At 37.8% G+C, this 19794-nt stretch carries 21 protein-coding genes, 1 tRNA gene and 3 pseudogenes; 18 read left to right on the forward strand and 7 right to left on the reverse strand.

Features of this window, described 5'->3' with window-relative positions; translation table 11 throughout:
- Positions 1-31 precede the first annotated feature (31 nt).
- The 5 genes from trpS to LBYS_RS01595 all read left to right on the forward strand — a co-directional run bounded on the left by trpS (position 32) and on the right by LBYS_RS01595 (position 3305).
- Positions 32-1006: a tryptophan--tRNA ligase gene (gene trpS, locus LBYS_RS01575; protein ID WP_013407156.1), complete on the forward strand. Its 975-nt coding sequence runs from the start codon at positions 32-34 to the stop codon at positions 1004-1006.
- On the forward strand, positions 1006-1557 hold the full coding sequence (locus LBYS_RS01580) for a phosphatase PAP2 family protein (RefSeq protein ID WP_013407157.1): 552 nt from the start codon (positions 1006-1008) through the stop codon (positions 1555-1557). The genes trpS and LBYS_RS01580 overlap by 1 nt, the downstream gene beginning before the upstream one ends.
- Positions 1554-1958 (forward strand): DUF2147 domain-containing protein, encoded by a 405-nt coding sequence (locus LBYS_RS01585; protein WP_013407158.1) that lies wholly within the window; start codon positions 1554-1556, stop codon positions 1956-1958. Before LBYS_RS01580 ends, LBYS_RS01585 begins: the two co-directional genes overlap by 4 nt.
- Before the next feature lie 80 nt (positions 1959-2038).
- On the forward strand, positions 2039-3115 hold the full coding sequence (locus tag LBYS_RS01590) for an aldo/keto reductase (RefSeq protein ID WP_013407159.1): 1077 nt from the start codon (positions 2039-2041) through the stop codon (positions 3113-3115).
- A 116-nt stretch (positions 3116-3231) separates the two neighbouring features.
- Positions 3232-3305, forward strand: a tRNA-Ile gene (locus tag LBYS_RS01595).
- A gap of 427 nt (positions 3306-3732) precedes the next feature.
- On the opposite strand, the gene LBYS_RS01600 is transcribed toward LBYS_RS01595, so the two are convergent.
- From LBYS_RS01600 to LBYS_RS01610, 3 genes are all read right to left on the reverse strand, one after another.
- Positions 3733-4701 (reverse strand): DUF3871 family protein, encoded by a 969-nt coding sequence (locus LBYS_RS01600; protein ID WP_222836524.1) that lies wholly within the window; start codon positions 4699-4701, stop codon positions 3733-3735.
- On the reverse strand, positions 4688-5527 hold the full coding sequence (locus LBYS_RS01605; protein WP_013407161.1) for an AAA family ATPase: 840 nt from the start codon (positions 5525-5527) through the stop codon (positions 4688-4690). The genes LBYS_RS01600 and LBYS_RS01605 overlap by 14 nt, the downstream gene beginning before the upstream one ends.
- A 141-nt stretch (positions 5528-5668) precedes the next feature.
- Positions 5669-6481: a hypothetical protein gene (locus tag LBYS_RS01610; RefSeq protein WP_013407162.1), complete on the reverse strand. Its 813-nt coding sequence runs from the start codon at positions 6479-6481 to the stop codon at positions 5669-5671.
- Positions 6482-7046: 565 nt separating this feature from the next.
- Between LBYS_RS01610 and LBYS_RS01615 the strand changes: the two are divergent.
- Together LBYS_RS01615 and LBYS_RS01620 are read left to right on the forward strand one after the other, a co-directional pair.
- A pseudogene (locus LBYS_RS01615) lies at positions 7047-7949 on the forward strand (IS1595 family transposase).
- A gap of 31 nt (positions 7950-7980) precedes the next feature.
- Positions 7981-8601, forward strand: a complete 621-nt coding sequence (locus LBYS_RS01620) for a hypothetical protein (RefSeq protein ID WP_013407163.1) — start codon at positions 7981-7983, stop codon at positions 8599-8601.
- Positions 8602-8881: 280 nt separating this feature from the next.
- Here LBYS_RS01620 and LBYS_RS01625 read toward each other — a convergent pair whose 3' ends face one another.
- Positions 8882-9130 (reverse strand): hypothetical protein, encoded by a 249-nt coding sequence (locus tag LBYS_RS01625; RefSeq protein WP_229310441.1) that lies wholly within the window; start codon positions 9128-9130, stop codon positions 8882-8884.
- A gap of 99 nt (positions 9131-9229) precedes the next feature.
- Positions 9230-10380: pseudogene (locus LBYS_RS19835) on the reverse strand (IS3 family transposase).
- 538 nt (positions 10381-10918) lie between these two features.
- On the opposite strand from LBYS_RS19835, the gene LBYS_RS01640 reads away from it, so the two are divergent.
- The 11 genes and pseudogenes from LBYS_RS01640 (at position 10919) to LBYS_RS01690 (ending at position 18019) form a co-directional block, all read left to right on the forward strand.
- Positions 10919-11353 carry an RrF2 family transcriptional regulator gene (locus tag LBYS_RS01640; RefSeq protein WP_013407166.1) on the forward strand — a complete coding sequence of 145 codons (435 nt, stop codon included), beginning with the start codon at positions 10919-10921 and terminating at the stop codon, positions 11351-11353.
- A 47-nt stretch (positions 11354-11400) separates the two neighbouring features.
- Positions 11401-13152, forward strand: a complete 1752-nt coding sequence (locus tag LBYS_RS01645) for a cbb3-type cytochrome c oxidase subunit I (RefSeq protein WP_013407167.1) — start codon at positions 11401-11403, stop codon at positions 13150-13152.
- 10 nt (positions 13153-13162) lie between these two features.
- The gene (locus LBYS_RS01650) at positions 13163-14170 is read left to right on the forward strand and encodes a cbb3-type cytochrome c oxidase subunit II (protein WP_013407168.1); all 1008 of its coding nucleotides are present in this window, start codon (positions 13163-13165) and stop codon (positions 14168-14170) included.
- 4 nt (positions 14171-14174) lie between these two features.
- A complete protein-coding gene (locus LBYS_RS01655; RefSeq protein ID WP_013407169.1) occupies positions 14175-14435 on the forward strand; it encodes a hypothetical protein in 261 nt (86 codons plus the stop codon).
- A gap of 5 nt (positions 14436-14440) precedes the next feature.
- Positions 14441-14845 carry a hypothetical protein gene (locus LBYS_RS01660; RefSeq protein ID WP_013407170.1) on the forward strand — a complete coding sequence of 135 codons (405 nt, stop codon included), beginning with the start codon at positions 14441-14443 and terminating at the stop codon, positions 14843-14845.
- Between the two features lie 21 nt (positions 14846-14866).
- Positions 14867-15117 (forward strand): annotated as a pseudogene (locus LBYS_RS01665) (hexameric tyrosine-coordinated heme protein).
- Positions 15098-15496, forward strand: a complete 399-nt coding sequence (locus tag LBYS_RS01670) for a group III truncated hemoglobin (protein WP_148225742.1) — start codon at positions 15098-15100, stop codon at positions 15494-15496. Before LBYS_RS01665 ends, LBYS_RS01670 begins: the two are co-directional and overlap by 20 nt.
- Positions 15493-15936 carry a hypothetical protein gene (locus LBYS_RS01675; protein WP_013407173.1) on the forward strand — a complete coding sequence of 148 codons (444 nt, stop codon included), beginning with the start codon at positions 15493-15495 and terminating at the stop codon, positions 15934-15936. Before LBYS_RS01670 ends, LBYS_RS01675 begins: the two co-directional genes overlap by 4 nt.
- A 191-nt stretch (positions 15937-16127) precedes the next feature.
- Entirely contained in the window at positions 16128-16730 is a 603-nt protein-coding gene (locus LBYS_RS01680; RefSeq protein ID WP_229310442.1) for a tryptophan 2,3-dioxygenase, read from the forward strand.
- Positions 16731-16748: 18 nt separating this feature from the next.
- Positions 16749-17477 (forward strand): iron-sulfur cluster repair di-iron protein, encoded by a 729-nt coding sequence (ric, locus tag LBYS_RS01685; protein WP_013407174.1) that lies wholly within the window; start codon positions 16749-16751, stop codon positions 17475-17477.
- A gap of 161 nt (positions 17478-17638) precedes the next feature.
- Complete coding sequence (locus tag LBYS_RS01690) at positions 17639-18019, forward strand: integrase core domain-containing protein (RefSeq protein ID WP_148225743.1); 381 nt, start codon at positions 17639-17641, stop codon at positions 18017-18019.
- A gap of 250 nt (positions 18020-18269) precedes the next feature.
- Here LBYS_RS01690 and LBYS_RS01695 read toward each other — a convergent pair whose 3' ends face one another.
- Entirely contained in the window at positions 18270-18737 is a 468-nt protein-coding gene (locus tag LBYS_RS01695) for a hypothetical protein (protein WP_013407176.1), read from the reverse strand.
- Positions 18738-18754: 17 nt separating this feature from the next.
- Positions 18755-19336 carry a hypothetical protein gene (locus LBYS_RS01700; RefSeq protein WP_013407177.1) on the reverse strand — a complete coding sequence of 194 codons (582 nt, stop codon included), beginning with the start codon at positions 19334-19336 and terminating at the stop codon, positions 18755-18757.
- Positions 19337-19794: the final 458 nt, after the last annotated feature.

Genomic DNA, 19794 nt, shown 5'->3' on the forward strand with positions numbered 1-19794 from the left:
TATTGTAGAATCGAATTTTATCCAAAGGAGTATGGCGAGAATATTGACGGGGATCCAAGCTACGGGTCGCCCCCACTTAGGAAACATCCTTGGGGCTATTGAACCGGCTGTGGCTCTATCAAAGAAACCGGAAAACGAATCCTATTTATTTATTGCTGATTTACATTCTCTTACTACCATAAAAGATCCGCAGGTGCTTGTAGAAAATACCCGGGCGGTGGCATGTGCATGGCTAGCTTGCGGATTAGATCCGGAGAAATCCTTTTTCTATAGACAATCCAGATTGGCGCCATACCATACGGAATTGATGTGGTATTTGAACTGTCTTACTCCTTATCCTATGCTTGCGAATGCTCATTCGTTTAAGGATAAGTCGGAAAAGCTTTCTGACGTGAATGCAGGTTTATTTACCTATCCGGTTTTGATGACAGCGGATATCATCCTGTATCAGGCGGATTTTGTGCCGGTAGGAAAGGATCAAAAGCAACATTTAGAGATAGCTAAGGATATAGCGGAAGTCTTTAACCGAGTATACGGTGAGGTCTTTAAGATCCCAGCGCCTTTTATTAATGAAGAGGTGATGACCATTCCGGGCATTGACGGAGCGAAGATGAGTAAGTCGTACAACAACTACATTGACATCTTCCTTCCTGAGAACGAGTTGAACAAGGTAGTGAAGAAGATCGTTTCTGATGCAACTCCTCTGGAAGAGCCTAAGAATCCGGATACGGACAATACCTTCAAGATATTTAGTTTGGTGGGGACACCTGAGCAGGTGGAGACCATGCGTCAAAATTACCTTGCCGGTGGATACGGTTACGGTCATGCGAAGAAAGAGTTGTTTGAAACCTTATTGACCCGTTTTGCCAAGCACAGAGAAATCTATAATTATTACTTTAACGACACTGAAGCACTGGAAAAGCAGTTGAGAATAGGAGAGGAGAAGGTAGAAGAGGTAGCGCGTAAGACCATGGAAGAAGTGCGTAAGGTTATGAAATTCTTGTAATGGAAAGCCTACTGGATTGGGATAAGCAGTTGTTCATCTTTTTGAACGGCTACCATACTCCTTTTTGGGATAAATTCTTTTTGATTTATACCAATGCCAAGTCATGGATACCCGTGGTATTGATTCTGTTGGTGATGCTTTTTCGAAGTTTTCACTGGAAGCAGGCTTTGGTGTTTGTGGCTCTAATAGCAATAGGAGTAGGGGTTAGTGATTATGTCGCTTCTGGCATTATGAAGCCTAATTTCGCCCGACTGCGCCCTTGTCACGACTATCTGAACGAGATGATCTTAGTAGGAAATTGTGGAGGCAAATACGGTTTTGCTTCTTCCCATGCGGCTAATGCCTTTGGAATATTTATGGGCTTTAGTTTGGTCTTTTCTGAAAACAAGCGATTGTTCTGGGTGCTGTTAGCCTGGGCTACCTTGATGGGATATTCCCGCATCTATGTGGGGGTTCACCATCCTGGTGATGTGATCGTAGGGGCGCTGATAGGCATTTTAGTCCCTCAGATTATTTTCTATCTTTATAAGAAAATAAAACTCAAATCATGAAAAAATATCTGTTCTTCTTCTGTGTTCTAATGGCCATTCAGGTTCGTGCTCAGGAAATCACACAAGGGCAATGGTGGAATGAGGAGAAAGAGGGTAAGATCCAGTTTTACGAACAAGGGGGGAAGCTATACGGGAAGGTAGTATGGCTGAAGGACGGAGATGTGAAAGATAAGAACAATCCGGACCCTAAGTTGAGAGATAAGTCCTTGGTAGGTTTGACCTTTTTGAAGGGCTTCACGGCCGATGGGCAGGATTGGAAGGGAGGTCAGATCTATGATCCTAAATCCGGCAAGACCTATTCCGCCACTATTAAATGGGCGGGTAAGAACACCTTGAATGTGCGGGGGTACATAGGGGTTTCCTTAGTGGGCAGGACCACGAGGTTTACTAGAGTTGAGTAAAATGGGTATAAGATTCCGTAATTTATAGAAGACTGATACCGTCTACTTTTCGGAGATTCGCTAAAAAATAAACGATCATTATGAATAGTAGGAGAGAATTTATCTTCAGTAGTGCTGCAATAGGTGGGGTTTTAGCTCTAGGTTCATTTTGCCCAAAAGATTTCCAATACAGAATTTTAGGTCAAGGCAAGGCTGCATTAAAAGTATCCCCTCTGGGTTTGGGGTGTATGGGGATGAGTTATCATCGGAGTTTTGTCCCTGACGAGAAGGCAAGTTTGAAGTTGCTGCGCAATGCTTATGAGGCGGGCATTACCTTCTTTGATACCGCGGAGGCCTACGGGCCATTGACGAATGAAAGACTGGTAGGCAAGGGTGTAAAGTCTTTTCGTAAGAACATTGTCCTAGCTACTAAATTTGGATTTATCAACGGTAAACCTTCAGAGGGTCTTGATAGCCGACCGGAAACCATACGTAGAGTGGTTGAAAATTCACTTAGGAGTTTACAGACTGACTATATAGATCTGTTGTACCAGCATAGAGTAGACCCAAAGGTGCCTATTGAGGAGGTGGCAGGAACGGTGAAGGAGTTGATAACGGAGGGAAAGGTGAAGCATTTTGGATTGAGTGAATGCAGTGCAGGGGTATTGAGGAGGGCACATAAAGAGCAGGCGGTGACGGCTGTACAGAGTGAGTACTCATTGATGACGCGTTTACCGGAAGTGGAGATACTAGGTACATGTGAAGAATTAGGGGTAGGTTTTGTGCCTTACAGTCCTCTGAGCAGGGGGATGATTACGGGGTATTTGAATGAGAGGACGAAATATAATGCATTGAATGACAATAGGTCCACTTTGCCCCGATATCAGAAGGAATTGGTGGTGGCGAACTGGCCTTTGATAGATACTTTGAAGGAATTTGGAGATCAAAGGGGATTAACGGTGGCGCAGGTAGCTTTAGCCTGGCTCTTGCATCAGAAGCCCTGGATAGTTCCAATTCCTGGCACGACCAAATGGGCGCATATGCAGGAAAATTTTGCCGCTAGGGAAATTGATTTTTCAGATGAGGAGTGGAGTTCTTTGCAATCTCTGTTGGACAAGATTATTATTCACGGGGATAGATACACCGGTATATCTGCTCAGCAGACCCAGAAGGAATAGCAAGTGTCTGATCTTAGGAGCTTTGCAGGGTTTGGAGGATATTTTTTCGAAAAAATAGTTTTTCACATTTGCAGAAAAGGCCCTTTTCCTCTATCTTTGCAACACTTTTAACCGCCGGTCCTATAGCTCAGTTGGTTAGAGCACCTGACTCATAATCAGGTGGTCCCTGGTTCGAGCCCAGGTGGGACCACTTAACTATCAAGGAGTTAGACAATCGTCCGACTCCTTTTTCTTTTTACTTGCCCAACATTTTGCCCAACATTTTTGATTATTAATTTAAGAAATTAGAACGTTTCCTGCCCTCTAATTTTAAAAATTAAAGGACAGGAAAAATAATCTTAAAAATTATTTCCGTTACTAAGTCAGTGGAGTCCATTATAGCATTCAGCTCATAATCTCAAAAAAATGGTGCTGGTAACTTCTACCGGATATAAGAAACTCAATGGAGCTTTCCTTTCCATTACTCTTTACCATTTCAACAGCTACCATCTGATTGAGAACGTATCTATCTACAGGGCTCCTACAGCGCACAAAAAAAGGGCAATATGCCCTCCTTAGTTTCCCTGACCTGTCCACAAATAATATCGAGAACGGGTCTATTACTTTAAACGGTCTGTTCATCTGAGAAACCAGCTCGGCTCATTTTTGTTAAAAGATTCTGTCAGGTGATGAATAACCTGTGAGGCATTAAGTCCCCGATTCAGGAAACTATCAATGTAAGACATCTTATTGGCTCCTGTAAAGAGGTTATACAGATTCCAAAGGCTTATATCTCCTGTATCTGTCCTGCTAAAATCTTCATCAGCCAGGTAATCTCTGGCTACCATGCTTAACTGATTCTCTCCGAACATAAACTCCGGTAAAGTTTTCTTCTCCTGTGCAGGCAGGTACTGATACAGCTTCGTTCTTCCCAAAAAGGTTACAAACTGGCTTTCTGTAAGATAGTATTCCGGGAACTGCCTCAAGAGTGTAAGCTGATTCTCGATATTGTACTCCACAAACAAAGCAAATATCTGCTTCATCAGCTCCGTGATACTTCTTGCCTTGATCGTTCCTGTATAGCCATCTGACCAAATACACATATTGCAGCAGACTTTATTCTGAAAGCCAATGAATACTTTGAAATGTTCATCAGCTCCTTTCCGGTTATACAAGTTATCCAAATTATAGGCCTTAATTCCTCCTATGGTCAGATTGAGCTTATTGCCGTTAATAGTAGAACTGATAGAGGGTATTTCCAGCACAAAGGCCATTCTCTCATAGTAGATGGTTTTTTCATGCTCTAACAACTCCTTGGCTGGCTTATCTTTCGCTTCGGGTATTCTGCCTTTGATGGGGTGAGAAACACGAATAGAGGGCTTTAAAATGGTCTCATGAGGGAATACCTGTCCTGATACTTCCTGAACACAGTTAATGAAATCCTGATGCGATATCACAGGTTCATTATCCTTTACAAAAACCGGAATGATATGCTCATGTTCCAGTTCAAACATATTCATAGGACTGGTATTGGCCACTATGAACGGCAGTTCTGTAGATGACTGCTCCCCGGTGACGAGGTGACGATCTACTTTAACTAATTCCATTTTGAACATAATTTGGGGTTAATTGGAGTTTTCTTTGATTGAAATCAGGTTTAAACTGCTGCTGCACCTCTTTGGAGACACTTTCAAACAGGGAAAGAAGCTCCTGTAGGCTATTACAGCTCTTAATCAGGGTCTCATAGTCTCTTACGGCTATTTCTCCTGTCTGACACCAGTTCAGAATCTCTCTGCCTGTTTCTTCTGTGATCTGAAAGGGTAATCTCCCTGAAAACAGACCTGTGCGATCTTTGGTGGTGATAGCATTATGCTTGATATCCAGCTCAAACATCAGTGTAAGCTCATAATCTGTTCCATCCCTCTGAATGGCCTTCATACCCACCTTTTCAGGAGCCAGTTTACCTTTCTCATTTTCCGTTAGAACATAATCCTGTTTAGACCGGAGTGTACAGATAATGTGGATATCAGAATGCAGGATAGCCTGAATGAATTTCTGATGTCGAGGTGTAAACCTTGCCCAGTTTGTATAAGAGTTACCGGTAAGCTGGGAATGAGCATCAAGGATATATTCCCATTCCATTGTTATACTATCAATAATAATGGCCTGCATACCATGCCTTACACACAGATTAATAGCCTCGATGTACCTTTCTGGGCTATAAGGAGGTTTCAGATCAAGGATGTTAAAGTCTCCCAGGTGTGAATAGAGACTGGAGGACTTATTTTCCGTGTCAATAACTACGATCTTTGACCAATCATTGGTCAGGCCATGAGCCAATAAAAGAGCCGAATAGCTCTTTCCGGAGCCACTAGGCCCCTGCAAGCCAATCTTAATCTTGGCCTGTTCTCGTTTTGCGAGTTCAATTATCATAAACGTTTGATTTGAAGTGGAAAAAAAGAGCAAACCCGGATGAGTTCGCTCTGCAAGATTCTTATTAAGAATAGGGGTATAACTTACATTTTTCTATATTAAGAATTATGAAAGCAATCTAAAAGTGTAGAAGTCTTTTTATCATTTAGTCATAGCATTTAGCATTTTTTCAATATCTCTTATATGTTCAATAGTACTTTCACTTGTCTCACCCATACTTAAATTATTTTTGATGTCTTGTAGGATTTTGTACTCGAGCAGCTCTGTTAATACGGTAAATGCACCTACCTTTAAACTTTTTATATGCTCAATTTCTTTTTCTGTTAATGTGACCGCCAAGATGCCTATTAAATGATCATCTTTTTTCCAATTATAAATTTTTGAATTTGAGTAATTCTGAATGAATTGAAATGTCATGCGTCCTATTAAACTATAGTATGTGGAGTATAATTTATACGAATTGTCACTTAGAAAAGGCCTATACGGGACTAACGTCCTTTCATTTTCAACAATTGGCATCACATCTTTTTCAATTTTATAAGTTTTAAGTTGAGGTCCTAACTTAGGATTATCATTAAAATAATTAAATGCTGTACTCTTATTAAGTTCATCGTCAGATGATATTTGATAGAGCAGAGAGATTCCGGAGGGAAGTTCATCTCTAATTTTTAAGATCGAAGACCATAATAAGTCATAGACTTCGATTTTCTTATCTAGTAGTTTTTGCGAAGAGGAAAAATAGTTTTGGATTATGGAACTTAATATTCCATTATTTCTATTAATTTGACCTCTAAGATCTTCAAGTCGTTTGTCATAATTATGCTGTCCTGCTTGAGTTAATTTTGTCAAAAGCCATTTAGAAAAAATGGTTCCTAAAATTGTCAAAACACCCACAAATCCTCCTATGATCTTAGTTATCGTCCAATTGTCAATTTTATATATGATTTCTTGCATTGACCTATACAGTTAATTTAATACTTTGCTAAAGTACATAAAATAATTGTACTGACATCCTCACTATCATCACCTTAAGAAATTTGCAATGGTTACTCACTATCTTGCGGAAAAAGTTTTTCATAAGGTGCTATTTTTTATGTAATTAAGTCTTCTTGTAGTTCATACCTCATTTTACCATTTTTATATATAGAATACGTATGTTTGTCCAGTATTTTTAGACATAAGTATTATCAGTGATAATATCACAGGTATAATCTACTCATACCTCAATGAAAGTATACCAGGGCAGAGATATCAAGTGATTAAGGGAATTCCTAGGGATAAAACAGAATGCTTTTACCAACGAAATGGGCGATGACTGGAATCAAAAAAAAGGTTTCCATGTTAGAGCAAAAAGAATGGGTTGAACCAGAGAGTAGAATAGACTTATTATTATTGGTTTTAAGTATCTTACAGCATTAACTATTTAAAAGTTATTAAAAAGCATAGGACTACCCATTTATATCTCAAATAGTTGTTTATGAGTATATTATTTTGTAAATTGTATCCAGATAGAGGTACAATGAAGATACTAAAAGAGCTAAGCAGAGAAGAGTTTAACACTCGTTTTTCGACCGAAAAGGGCTGTTATAAATTTCTTTCGGACTTAAAGTGGGAGTCAGGATATAAATGTTCTCGCTGTGAGAGTGAAATCTATATCAAAGGTAAGCAACATCACAACCGTAGATGCAGTAAATGTGGATATGATGAGTCGCCTACCAGTGGTACTTTGTTTCATAATCTGAAGTTTGGTATCCTTAAGGCCTTTGAGATGGTTTATGAAATTTCTACTTCGAAGAAAGGGTTAAGTAGTATTTGGCTGGCAGAACGTTTTGGGGTTAATCAAAAGACGGCATGGTTGTTTCGTCAAAAACTTCAATCTGCTATGGAAAGTAGTCAGAGCTACTCATTGGAGGGAGAAGTACATGTCGATGAGTTTGAAATAGGCACTCCGAAAGAAGGAGAACAAGGTCGAAGTAAAAGTGAAAGTAAAGTACGTTTAGTGGTAGCCGTTGAGATTAGAGAAGGCAAGGCAGGCAGGGCCTATGCAAAAGTTATAGATGATTTTTCGACAAAATCACTAAAGCCAATTTTTGAAGAGCATATTTCTAAAGAGGCAAAGGTAGTCACCGATAAATGGGCTTCATATAAGCCATTGAAAGAGGATTATCCCGAGCTGAAACATATTCTATCTAACAAACGAACGAACTTTCCTGTATTGCACACCTAAATCCTAAACTTCAAAAGATGGCTTAGAGGAACGCATGCTTATTGTGAGCCAAAATATTTGCAAAAGTATATAGACGAGTACTTTTTTAGATTCAATAGGCGTAATCACAGAAAGATCATTCTGGATAGATTATTAGACAGAGTGGTCAAACACAAACCGCTTACCGCTAAAATGGTATTGGCCTACGATAACTAAATGGGCAACCCTAAAAAAAGAAATTATAATTATGCCGTGTTTCCATAGATTTTATGACGAATTAATTCCTAATCAGAACCTTGTCGAGTATCTCTTCATTGGCACATTTAATCCAAGTTGGAATGCTGAAAATGAAAACAATGCAGAGTATTTTTATGGCAGAGAAACAAACTTTTTTTGGTGTATTTGTCCTCACGCTTTCAATCGAAATTGTCTAATTGACAAGGGAAAACCAGAATGGCTTTCATTCTGCGAACAAAATCTTATTGGGTTAACAGATTTAATTAAAAATATTGAAAATGCAGACCAAGAAAACGATCAACATGTTCAACTATTGACAAATGGGTTTCAAGATAAAAATCTGGATTTAAGGGAAAATGGTCAATATATATTCAATATTGACTTTAATACAGATGATATAATTAAGTATATAACTTCGAGAAGGAATAGTTTAAAGGGAGTATTTTTTACACGAAGAACTGATAATGGGATACGGAGAATATGGGAACAATGGTGTCAAATTAGTAATCATTGTAATGAGCTTAGTATTTACAATGCTGTCTTGCCAACACCTTCACTTAGAGGTGGTGGTACACTGAAAAGTACAATCAGTACATGGCGAACAGAAATTGAAAAATGTTCACAGGATTGAACAAAGTAGGTTACTCTACAGGTTAGTTACAACTTCAAAATAGTAATACTATTATTTCTCTCTTTACTATTTCAGTAAATTTGACGAGGTGACGAAGAAAATATTAAATTTTTGAATGAGCAAAGGTTTGAGCTGAGAAGAGAAAAAAGAAAAGTGAGACAACCAAAACAACTACCCCTTATATACATATTGTTTTGGTTATCTCTATAGATATAGATTTATAACTAAACCTACCCAAACAAATACATATATAGGAGAGATTTTGGTTGGCTGAGTCAAATCATGCTTCCTGAAGCTCACCAATTACTTTTCCTTCTTCGGATTCCACAGGTGAATATGTATTCCGATGGTTCAGGGTTATTTCTTCGCCTGTATCTTCGATTACGAACGAATACGGATCACATTGTTCCTTCAAGATTGTTCCGGGCATTTTCTTACCCAACATCAGCTTACAGGTTTGTTCATCGAACGTAGTAGACATCCAGCATTTTCTGAGGGTGGCATAATGCCTTCCGGTGTTCTTTGACACCAGCAGTTCAATTTCATCTGATTGTAACTGAATGACATAGTAGTCTCTTCCTTCCAAAGACGTTCTTTTCTGAAACGCAATAATGTAACCCTCCCCTTTTTAGGACATAGTATAATTAAACAAAGATATTGATTTATTGTTCTTCCAGCAGGGGGAGCTAGCTCCCCCTGCTGGAAATGAAGTGCTCAAATTTTTAAACTTTTCCGGGGTGAATCCTCCTAGCGATTCATGCGGTCTTTGGGTATGATAATCCTTCATAAATTCTTCTGCCAGGATTCTGACCTGATGGATATTTTCAAACACATAAGCGTCCAGTATAGATGCTCTAAAAGTTCGGTTAAAACGTTATCCATTCTGAAAGGGCTTTCCGGGCTGGATATAAAGGAGTCTGATGTCATTCTCTCTACACCAGTCAGCCAACACATTTGCAATAAATTCAGGGCCGTTATCAACTCTGATTTGGGTAGGCTTACCTCTATATGCGATTAGATCCTCCAGACTTTGAACTACCATGTTCGACTGTATACTGAAATGAGCCTCTACGGTCAGAGCTTCCCGGTTATAATCAGCGATGATATTCAAAATTCTGATCTTCCGGCCATTGCCAAGAACATCATGCATGAAGTCCATGCTCCAAGTATGATTGATGCCTTCCGGCTGAATCAACGGTACTTTAACACGTGCAGGAAGCCTCTTGCGAGTCTTTTGACGAAGGTTTAGACCCAATAGAAGGTAAATCCTGCGGACACGCTTGTAATTCCATTTAAGGCCCTGATTCCGTATCCTTTGATACATCTTATCCTGACCCTCCTTCGGATGATTTTCGGCTAGACCTAGTAGCTTTCCTCTTACTTCTGTATCGTCTTTTACAGAAGAATAGTAATAAACGGAACGACTTAAATCCATGATCTTACAGGCCTTTTGAATGCTCATGCCATACTCGTTTACGATATAATTCACCACCACTCGCTTTTCAAAAGGCCCTAAAACTTTTTTGATAGTACGTCCTTGAGAACGGCGTGATCCAGGGCTAGATCAGCATACATCTTCTTTAATCTGGCATTCTCCTGTTGAAGAGATTTTAGTTCTGCCAGATCCGTCCCACTCATCCCTGAATACTTCTTCTTCCAGTTATGGAAAGTGGCTTTGTGAATATTTAATTCCCGGCAGATGTCTTCTACCTTACGACCGTTCTCGTACTCTCCGAGTACTTTCACAATCTGATGTTCTGAGTGCTTACTCTTTTTCATTGTTACAAGTTAAAGTTAAACCTTTAGTGTTGCGTTTTAACTTGTCCTATTTTTGGGGAGGGTTACATGGTGACACAATCGGATAAGCTGCGATATCAGAGAAAAATCGCGCGGTACTTTCAGCCTCACCCCCGTAGGATAGATAATCTCTATTTGTTCCCCTTTCACAGCTGATCCGGAGGGCATAAAACCTCTGCTACCGGCTTCCTGTTCCTTGGACTTGAAGACCCAGAACGCAAGGTCGAAACGTTGATCCCTTACAATAGGCCAAATGCTTTTTGGGTCAATCCACTCACTTTCCAATCCTCAACCAGCGAAAGCATCCTCTCTCTTTTTTCTTCTGTGCTCATGACACATAGATCCGCCTCCTATTCAGAATAAGCAATATGCACTTGGTCGGGCGGATACCAAGGTTTTGCAAAAGAGCCAATTTTCCATACCTCTGTCTATAATTATTCTCTATTGTTGAAAAAATATTGGACTAAAATGTCCACTATTTAAGAAAGGTAGTTATCTTTGCATCGATAAAAAGAAAAATATGTTTTCAAAGGCTTGTGAGTACGGCATTAGAGCTGCAATATATATAGCTCAACAATCGCTTGTTGATCGTAAGGTCAGCCTAAAAGATGTTGCCAAGGCAATTGAATCTCCAACAGCTTATACTTCAAAAATTCTTCAAAAACTTTCTAAGAATAGTATTATCAAGTCAGACAAAGGGCCTACGGGTGGTTTTTCAATGGATAAAACAGAATTGGAAAAAGTAAAATTGTGTTCTATTGTTTATGCTATTGATGGTGATGCGGTTTATACTGGATGTGGTTTAGGTTTAAAAAAATGCAATGAAAACAAACCTTGTCCTGTGCATAATCAATTTAAATTAATCAGAGAAGAACTTAAAAAAATGCTTGAAACTACAACTGTAAAAACCTTAGCAACTGATTTTGAGAAGGGCTTAACATTTTTAAAGCGGTAAAAAAATTTGAACAAATAGTGGACAAATTTATCCAATACATATAAAAAATGGAACCAAAAAATTTATTCAGCGAATCGGGCATCATCATCACACTATTACTGATAGCAATACCTATAATTGTTGCGTCAATATTGGTAATCATTAAAGCAAAGAAAGTTCTCAAGAATTTCTTAAAGAAAAAAGAACTCGAAAAATTCAATGAATATATCAAGAACTTAAGTCCCGAAGAAGTTCAAAAATTAGAGCTTCGAAAAAAGCAACTTGAATTTTCTCTTTCTAATAATGAATTAGCAGGCGATACAACACCTATTGATGCAAAAGGTTTGATTGATAATGTGAGGGAAGCGAGTTCATTGCGATTTATTGAGCAAAAGAAAAAAAGTCAAGCAAGACCTTACATTGAACCCGATTTAACCAAACTTATTCTATGGTATTTGGGTTGTGCCACTTTTTGGTTATTGTTCGGCACTACGGTTGGCGAATATGTTGGAATCAAATTTGTTGCTCCTGATGTTGACCATTACAGTTGGTTAAGCTTTGGCAGATTACGACCTGTACATACCAATGCCGTATTTTGGGGTTGGGCTTCATTGGCAATGTTGGGCTTAGCTTATTATGTCATACCAAGAGTGAGCAATGTGCCAATTGCAAGTATTAAAACAGGCTATAGAACCCTCATTCTCGTAAATGCTTCGGTTATTCTTGGAAGTTTGTTTTTAATGGCAGGCATCAACAATGGTGGCGGTGAATACCGAGAATACATTTGGCCAGTAATGGCGTTGTTTGGTATTGCAGTTATCATTTCACTACGAAATTTTTATAAAACCATAGCCAAAAGAACAACCAAAGAAATTTATGTTTCCAATTGGTACATTATTTCCGCAATGATGTTTCTACTGGTGATTGCCGTAATTGCGTATTGGCCAAGTTGGCAAAATGGCTTAGGCGAAACAATTATACAAGGTTACTATATGCACCAAGGTGTGGGTATGTGGTTTATGCTTTTCAATCTTGGATTGATGTATTACTTCCTTCCTCAACAATTAAACAAGCCCATTTATTCATATAGTTTAGGAATATTGGCGTTTTGGATTCAAATCCTGTTTTATACTTTAATAGGAACGCATCATTTTATTTTTAGTGCAATACCTTGGTGGTTGCAGACTGTTGCCATTGTTGGTAGTGCAGGAATGGTAATACCTGTTGTTGCAGGTACTACAAACTTTTTAATGACTTTTAAAGGTTCTTGGCATAAACTTTCAGGTAGCTATACCTTACCGTTTTATTTGATTGGTATTATCTTCTACTTTACAGGCTCATTACAAGGAACTGCCGAAGCCTTCAAGTTTACCAATTTAATATGGCACTTTACCGATTTTACCGTAGCCCATTCGCACCTTACAATGTATGGTATCATCTGTTTTATGCTTTGGGGCTTCATATATACCGTTGTGCCAAGATTGACCGGAAATGAACCGCCTCAAATTACGGTAGGTGCTCATTTTTGGTTGGCATTAATTGGATTGCTGTTCTATACATTCCCTTTAATGTATGGTTCAACACTAAGGGGGCTGATGTGGATGGAAGGTACTAAATCATTTATTGAAAGTGTAGAATTGATGGCTCCCTATTGGTTATGGCGTGCCATTGGTGGCTCTTTGATGTGGCTTTCTCACATTTTGTTTGCCTACAATTTTTATGTTATGGTAAAAAAGAAAGAAGAAATAGAAATACCAAGCTCCCCCAAAGACATTCTAAATGCAAAGGTTGCACTGGACAATCAAGAAGTAACAAATTAATATATACGAAATGGATTTTTTCGACAATCATAAAAAACTGTTCAGAACGGCACTGGGGCTATTTGTTGGGCTAACAATTATTGTTGCCATAATGCCTGCCATAAATAATCAGGAAAATAATTCTCCTTTGCCCGGATATGAGCCATTGAGTCAAGAAGCCTATCTCGGTAAAAAAGTTTTTATTGCCAACGGATGTGTGGCTTGCCATACACAGCAGGTGAGAAATGTGGAGATGGATAATATTTGGGGCAACAGACCCGGAATACCAGCCGATTATGCTGGCATTTCGAGAACAGATTTTTGGACAAATACCGCTACATTAATGGGAACAGAAAGAACCGGTCCGGATTTGACCAATATCGGTTCAAGACAACCAAGTTTAGCTTGGAACTTATTACATCTCTTTCAGCCCAGAGCCGTAGTAGAAAAATCAATAATGCCAGCCTACCCTTGGCTATTTGAAGTGAAAAATGAGTTAGGCGAAAAAGATGTTGAAGTAGTAGTTCCTGATGCGTATAGAAAAGGTATTAATGGAAAAATTATTGCCACGCAAGAAGCACTCCATTTAGTAGCATATCTGCAAAGCCTTAAACAAACACCTTTGCCTGACGGAAAAACACCAATGGAATTTTTGTACAAGAAAAAAGAAATGCCAGTGGTGATAAACGAAAATAGCACCAAACTTCCTGACGGAAAATTATTGTACACAAACAATTGTATGAGTTGCCATCAAGCCAATGGCGAAGGACTAAAAGGTGCATTCCCTCCTTTAAAAGGAAGCCCGATAGTTTTGGGTGATGACCTTGAATTATTTGTCAATATTATAATGCTTGGTTATGATGCCAGACCAGAATATGCTGTGATGAATGCAGTTGGCTTGGATAATAACTTAACTCCAGAAGAAGTTACAGCCATTATTAATCACGAAAAAACCAGTTGGGGCAATAATGCCAAAACGGTAACTCCTGAAGAAGTGAAAAAAATAATGGATTTTATAAAATTAACATCGAACAAATAACAAGATGAAAGTAAAATATCTCATATCTGTACTTGTCATTTTTATAGCTCAAATTGCTATCGCTTGCCCTGTGTGCGAAAAGCAACAACCTAAAATAACACAAGGGTTAACCCACGGAGTAGGACCGCAAAGTAATTGGGATTGGGTAATCATTGCCATTATTTCGCTTATCACGGTTTTGACCTTGATTTACTCAATAAAATATCTGATAAAACCCGGTGAGAAAAACAATGACCATATCAAACAATCAATCTTAAGAAATTAAATAAGATGGAAGAATATAAAAGCAAAATCAAACTTTTTTTGGATGATGAACAACAACCCATTGCGGAGTTGGTTCCACCTGTACAATTTGATTTGGACACAAGCAAATTAACGGATGGAGAGCATACCTTAAAACTCATTAGCAAATCTCCCACAGGCAGAGAAGGTATTCGAAAAATAAAATTTATTGTCAAAAATGGTCCAGCTATTTCGGTAGAAGGATTGAGTGATAATGGCGTTGTTGATGGAGTTATTCCGCTCATGATTAATGCTTATGACAAAGGAAATCAAAAGAAATTTTTCATTGAAGGAAGTGAAACCCCGCAGAGTATCCCGAGTTGGCTTTGGATCTTGCTTGTTGCTTTTTTGGGTTGGGCAGCTTTTTATACCATCACAAATTTTAGTTTATAATTCAACAAAGAACAATTAAAAATGGAAAATAAGGAAATTTGGTTAGAAACCTTAATCACAAACTCGCCCCAAGAAGGTCGAGAACTAGCTATAAAAATGGCAAGAAAATCTATTGCGGCCATACAAACAGATACCGAAATAAGCTACGAAACGATTATGCCAATGATACTGCACAACTCATTGCCTCTGCCAATGTAGTTGCCATAGAGTTTCAAACCATTGCAGCAGCTAATAATTATTGGAAAACAGAAAATGAATTTAGAAATGATTGACATAATAAATCTTGATGATGTAAAATTGGTAGTGGATTGTTTCTACGATAAAGTTCGTAATGATAAACAATTGAAAGATGTTTTCAATGATGTTATTCAAGACCGTTGGCCAGCACATTTAGAAAAAATGTACCGTTTTTGGCAAACGGTTTTGTTGGATGAACACACCTACTACGGTAGTCCGTTTTTACCACACGCCAAACTTCCTGTTGGCATTGAACATTTCAATCAATGGTTAAAATTGTTTTACGAAACTGTTGATGAAAACTTTGCAGGAGAAAAAGCAGAACGTATGAAATGGCAAGGGCAACGTATGGCAGAAATGTTTCATTCAAAAATAGAGTATTACAAAAATAATCCTTCAATCCCATTGCTATGACAGTAGTAAAAATGCCCATAGCTCTTATTTCCACTTTCGTTTGGATAGGGTTTATCTGTGCTATCAGTTTTATGGAAGCCTGGTTGAAGTTTCGTGCTCCTGGCATTACTGTGCCTTTAGGCTTGGGCATTGGCAGATTGGTTTTTAATGCCCTCAATAAAGTTGAATTGGTGTTTGCTCTGGCTGTCATCATCAATATTTTTTGGAATTATTCAGATATTCTGAAATGGAAAAACCTAGCTTTTGCAATACCTCTAACGCTTTTATTTATACAAACATTTTGGCTCCTACCTGCACTGGATGCACGAGCAGAATTATATATACAAGGTCAAATTGTACCTCCTTCCAATCTGCATTTTTATTATGTAGGCATAGAACTAGTTAAAGTAGCGAGTCTAACATTTTTTGGTTTAACACTTTTTAAAAACACACCAACATGAGCGATGAAAAAATAATCAATTTGATGAAAATCCCGAAACGTATCTAAAAGGTTTGCTTCGCGCCAAACCCATTAATTACTGGGATTATGTAGAAGTAGATACACTTCTTTCACTTCAAAAAACCAAGAACTAATAATAAAGACGTAGAAATCTTTATGATGTACCATCAGGTAAAGAAACTGTTCCTCAAAATGATAGTGCGCGAAATCAAACAATTGGTCTATGACCCTTATGAAGAAAGTGTTTGGTTGGAGAAATTGGAACAATTGAATCGATACACAAATATGCCCATTGGCTCGTTTGATGAAATGAAATACGGAATGAACTATGACTACTACAATACCTTCCGTAGTACATTGACTCCTGCTAGCGGTTTTCAATCCGTTACTTTTCGATGGATTGAAATCTATTGTACTAGACTTGAAAATCTAGTCAACGAAGAAGGCAAAAAGTCACTCACACTTCTACAGTTTGAAGAAAAATATTTAGACCGATTAATTGCTATGGCTAATAAGACCCAAGGTTCTACCTTAGAAGATAAAGTATTGAATATGCCAAATTGTTCAGATACGCTTAGAGCTAAACTAAAAGAGTTTGATCACTTGTACAACGTAGTTTGGCCACTGGTACACCTTGAAACTGCTCAACACTACCTTGACCTAAAAAATAAAAACAAAGCCGCAACTGGTGGCAACGATTGGAAAAAATATTTGCATACAAAGTTTCAACAACGAAAATTCTTCCCCACGTTGTGGAACAATGATGTAATAACGAATTGGGAAAATAAACAATAACATATAAAACAATATAAAATGAACATTCAAGAAAATAACATTATTGGTGAATTGGTGGCACAAGATTATCGTGCAGCCTCGGTTTTTAAAAAATATGGCATTGACTTTTGTTGTCAAGGCAATAGAACCATACAAGATGCGTGCGAGTCGAAAGAAATTGACGCTTCTTCAGTCGTATCAGATTTAAACGAAGTAAGTAAAGCAACATCAGAAAACACCATTGACTATCAGTCCTGGCCTATTGACCTTATGGCAGACTACATTGAGAAAAAACATCACCGCTATGTAGAAGAAAAAACACGGGAAATAACACCTTATTTGGACAAAATTTGCCGTGTGCACGGAGACCGCCATCCTGAGTTGTTTGAAATTAATGAACACTTTAATGCAACTGCTGGCGAATTAGCAGCACATATGAAAAAAGAAGAATTGATTTTGTTTCCATTTGTTCGCAAAATGGCAAAGGCGAAACAGGAAAACACTAAACTAGAAGCTCCCCATTTTGGCACGGTAGAAAATCCCATTCAAATGATGATGCACGAGCACACTACCGAAGGTGAACGCTTCAGGAAAATAGAAACCCTGAGCAATAACTATACTCCACCCGAAGATGCTTGTAATACATATAGAGTAACTTTTGCCTTGCTTAAAGAATTTGAAGCCGATTTGCATTTACACATCCACTTAGAGAACAACATTTTGTTTCCAAAAGCTATTGAGCTTGAAAAGCAATTAAAGAATGCCTAATCCTATTAAAAGAAACGAAGCCCTTAAACCATTGAGCCGTGACCACCATCACGGCTTATTGCTCTGCTGGAAAATTAGGCAAGGTTTCAAACTGAATATCGAACCTGAAAGAATAAAAAAATATTAGGATTGGTTTTGGATTAGTTATTTAAAGCCTCATTTTGAAGTTGAAGAACAATATGTATTCCCTGTTTTGGGAAGTAAAAATGAATTGGTTACACAAGCCCGAGAAAATTAGGTCTGACAACGGACCGGAATTTGTCGCCGAAGCTATCCGCGAATGGTGTAAGAAAAACGGCAAACAATGGGAATTTATCCAGCCTGGAAAGCCGACACACAACAGTTTGATCGAGCGGTTTAACAGGATATTCAGGCAGGAGGTACTGGACGGCTATAGGTTTGACAACCTCCCACAGATAATAAAATACGCAGAGGCGTGGGCATGGATGTACAACAATGAAAGGCCGCATTCCTCTTTGGGACGATTGACGCCCACTGAAAAATCAAATTGGAATTATTTAGTTTTGGGTGTAGCTAGTTAGGAGAAGATTACACCAAGTTTGATATAACAATTGCATCTTTTCAGATTTTGTCATCTCTTCACTTTCCTTTTTACCTTATATAACCTCAGTTTTTGTACCAAAAAATAAACAATAGAAGTTAAAAAAATCAAGGGGTAGAGGACGCAAAAGAATAGAAAATTTAACTCATAATAAGAGCCTCCAGTGATGTTGGCTAAGTTGATAATAAAATCCGTGAGGTAGATATATATACTACCGAATATCTTGATGATTATTTCCGACATAAGTTCTTGATTTCCTTTTGAATAGTGAGACCTTTGACTAAGCAGTATAAAATGAGAAACGGGATCAAGATTACCAGGAATACGATGTTTGCTAGACCGTAATTGGCGTATTCCGTTGAGACACCTAATTGATTCAGCCCCGTAGAGAATAATTTGCTGTCATTTTTGATGATCTTGAATTTGCCCAGTAAGTGGATTTCTTCCATGTAGAGCTTGTCTGTTACGGAGAAATGATTTTTTAAAAACTTCACATGGTTTTCTCTGCAATGGTTGGTTTTAAAATGACACACCCATGAGCACTTGTCGGCAATGGCTCGATTAGGGTTTATCCCTTTCAATCCATACATGGTAAAACGTTCGTCATTTATACTCATTCTACTGAATTCATTTACTGCAATTACTATTAAAAATAGAATTGCAAAAATGCAGAAGACCTTACCTGTTTCTTTTTTCATTTCAAGCTATGGAGAGTTTAATAATCAATTTGTAAGCTATCTAAGATTCGGACCCTCGTATCTTTTGACAGGGATAATTGTTTGCGATAGTACCTTTCTGAGATGATACCTCTTTCTCCATGAGAAGCACCATTAGGAAGAATGTTTATTTTTTCTTTAAGAGGAGAATTAACTTTGGCCAATTTTTTATTATCTATATCTAATGCTACTGAACCAAAATTATCTTCAAACCATAGATATCTTTTTTTGCCCACGTTGATACTATAACATGTCAATTGTGTATATCCTTCAAGTGAATTTGGAAGAGGGAATATTGTAGTGTCTTTTTTTGTGAATAATCGAAATACCCGCATATTATCTCCTTCTATACCAAAAGGATGGTAATAGATTTTTCCGGAAATCGTGTCTTTTCCAAAAGCTAATGATACTGTTTTTTCTTCACAGTATAATACGCCCTCATATTCAACGGAGTATTTGGGATTTTTACATGGATCTAAGATATTATTGAAAACTAGTGTTCCAATTACTAGCATAAATATAGTCCCAATGAGATATAATCCACCTATTATACAGATGATGATCAAAATAACTTTTTTCATGGTTTAGGTGTACATTAAAAGTTAAAAAGTAAATTGATTGTACTTCGTATTTAAGTTTATTTACTGATTAACTCTTTTATTCGATTTGCACTTTGATAACTCGACATTCTACATGTTACTTTTTTGAAATTTTACAAAATCATTTCATGCTCTTATAATTCCATTATGGATCAATATCATTTGGAAATTTAATGTCATTTTTAACTCCTTCTATGGATAATGTTGATGTGTAAATTCTTCATGATTTAGGGCTGTAGTAAGTTTAATTCTTTCACTTTTTATGTGATATATGTTGTAATGGTGGAATTACATCTTATGATACTCTGACTTTATATTGTTGTACTTTTTTAGCATTCTTTTATTTCAAAATTTCACATAACGCTAGTTTATACCCGGGAGAAAAATGATACACATTTTAGATGTTAAGCCAAGTTTCATTTTGAATATTTCCTTGCAAG

The organism is Leadbetterella byssophila DSM 17132, assembly GCF_000166395.1.
GTDB lineage: Bacteria > Bacteroidota > Bacteroidia > Cytophagales > Spirosomataceae > Leadbetterella > Leadbetterella byssophila.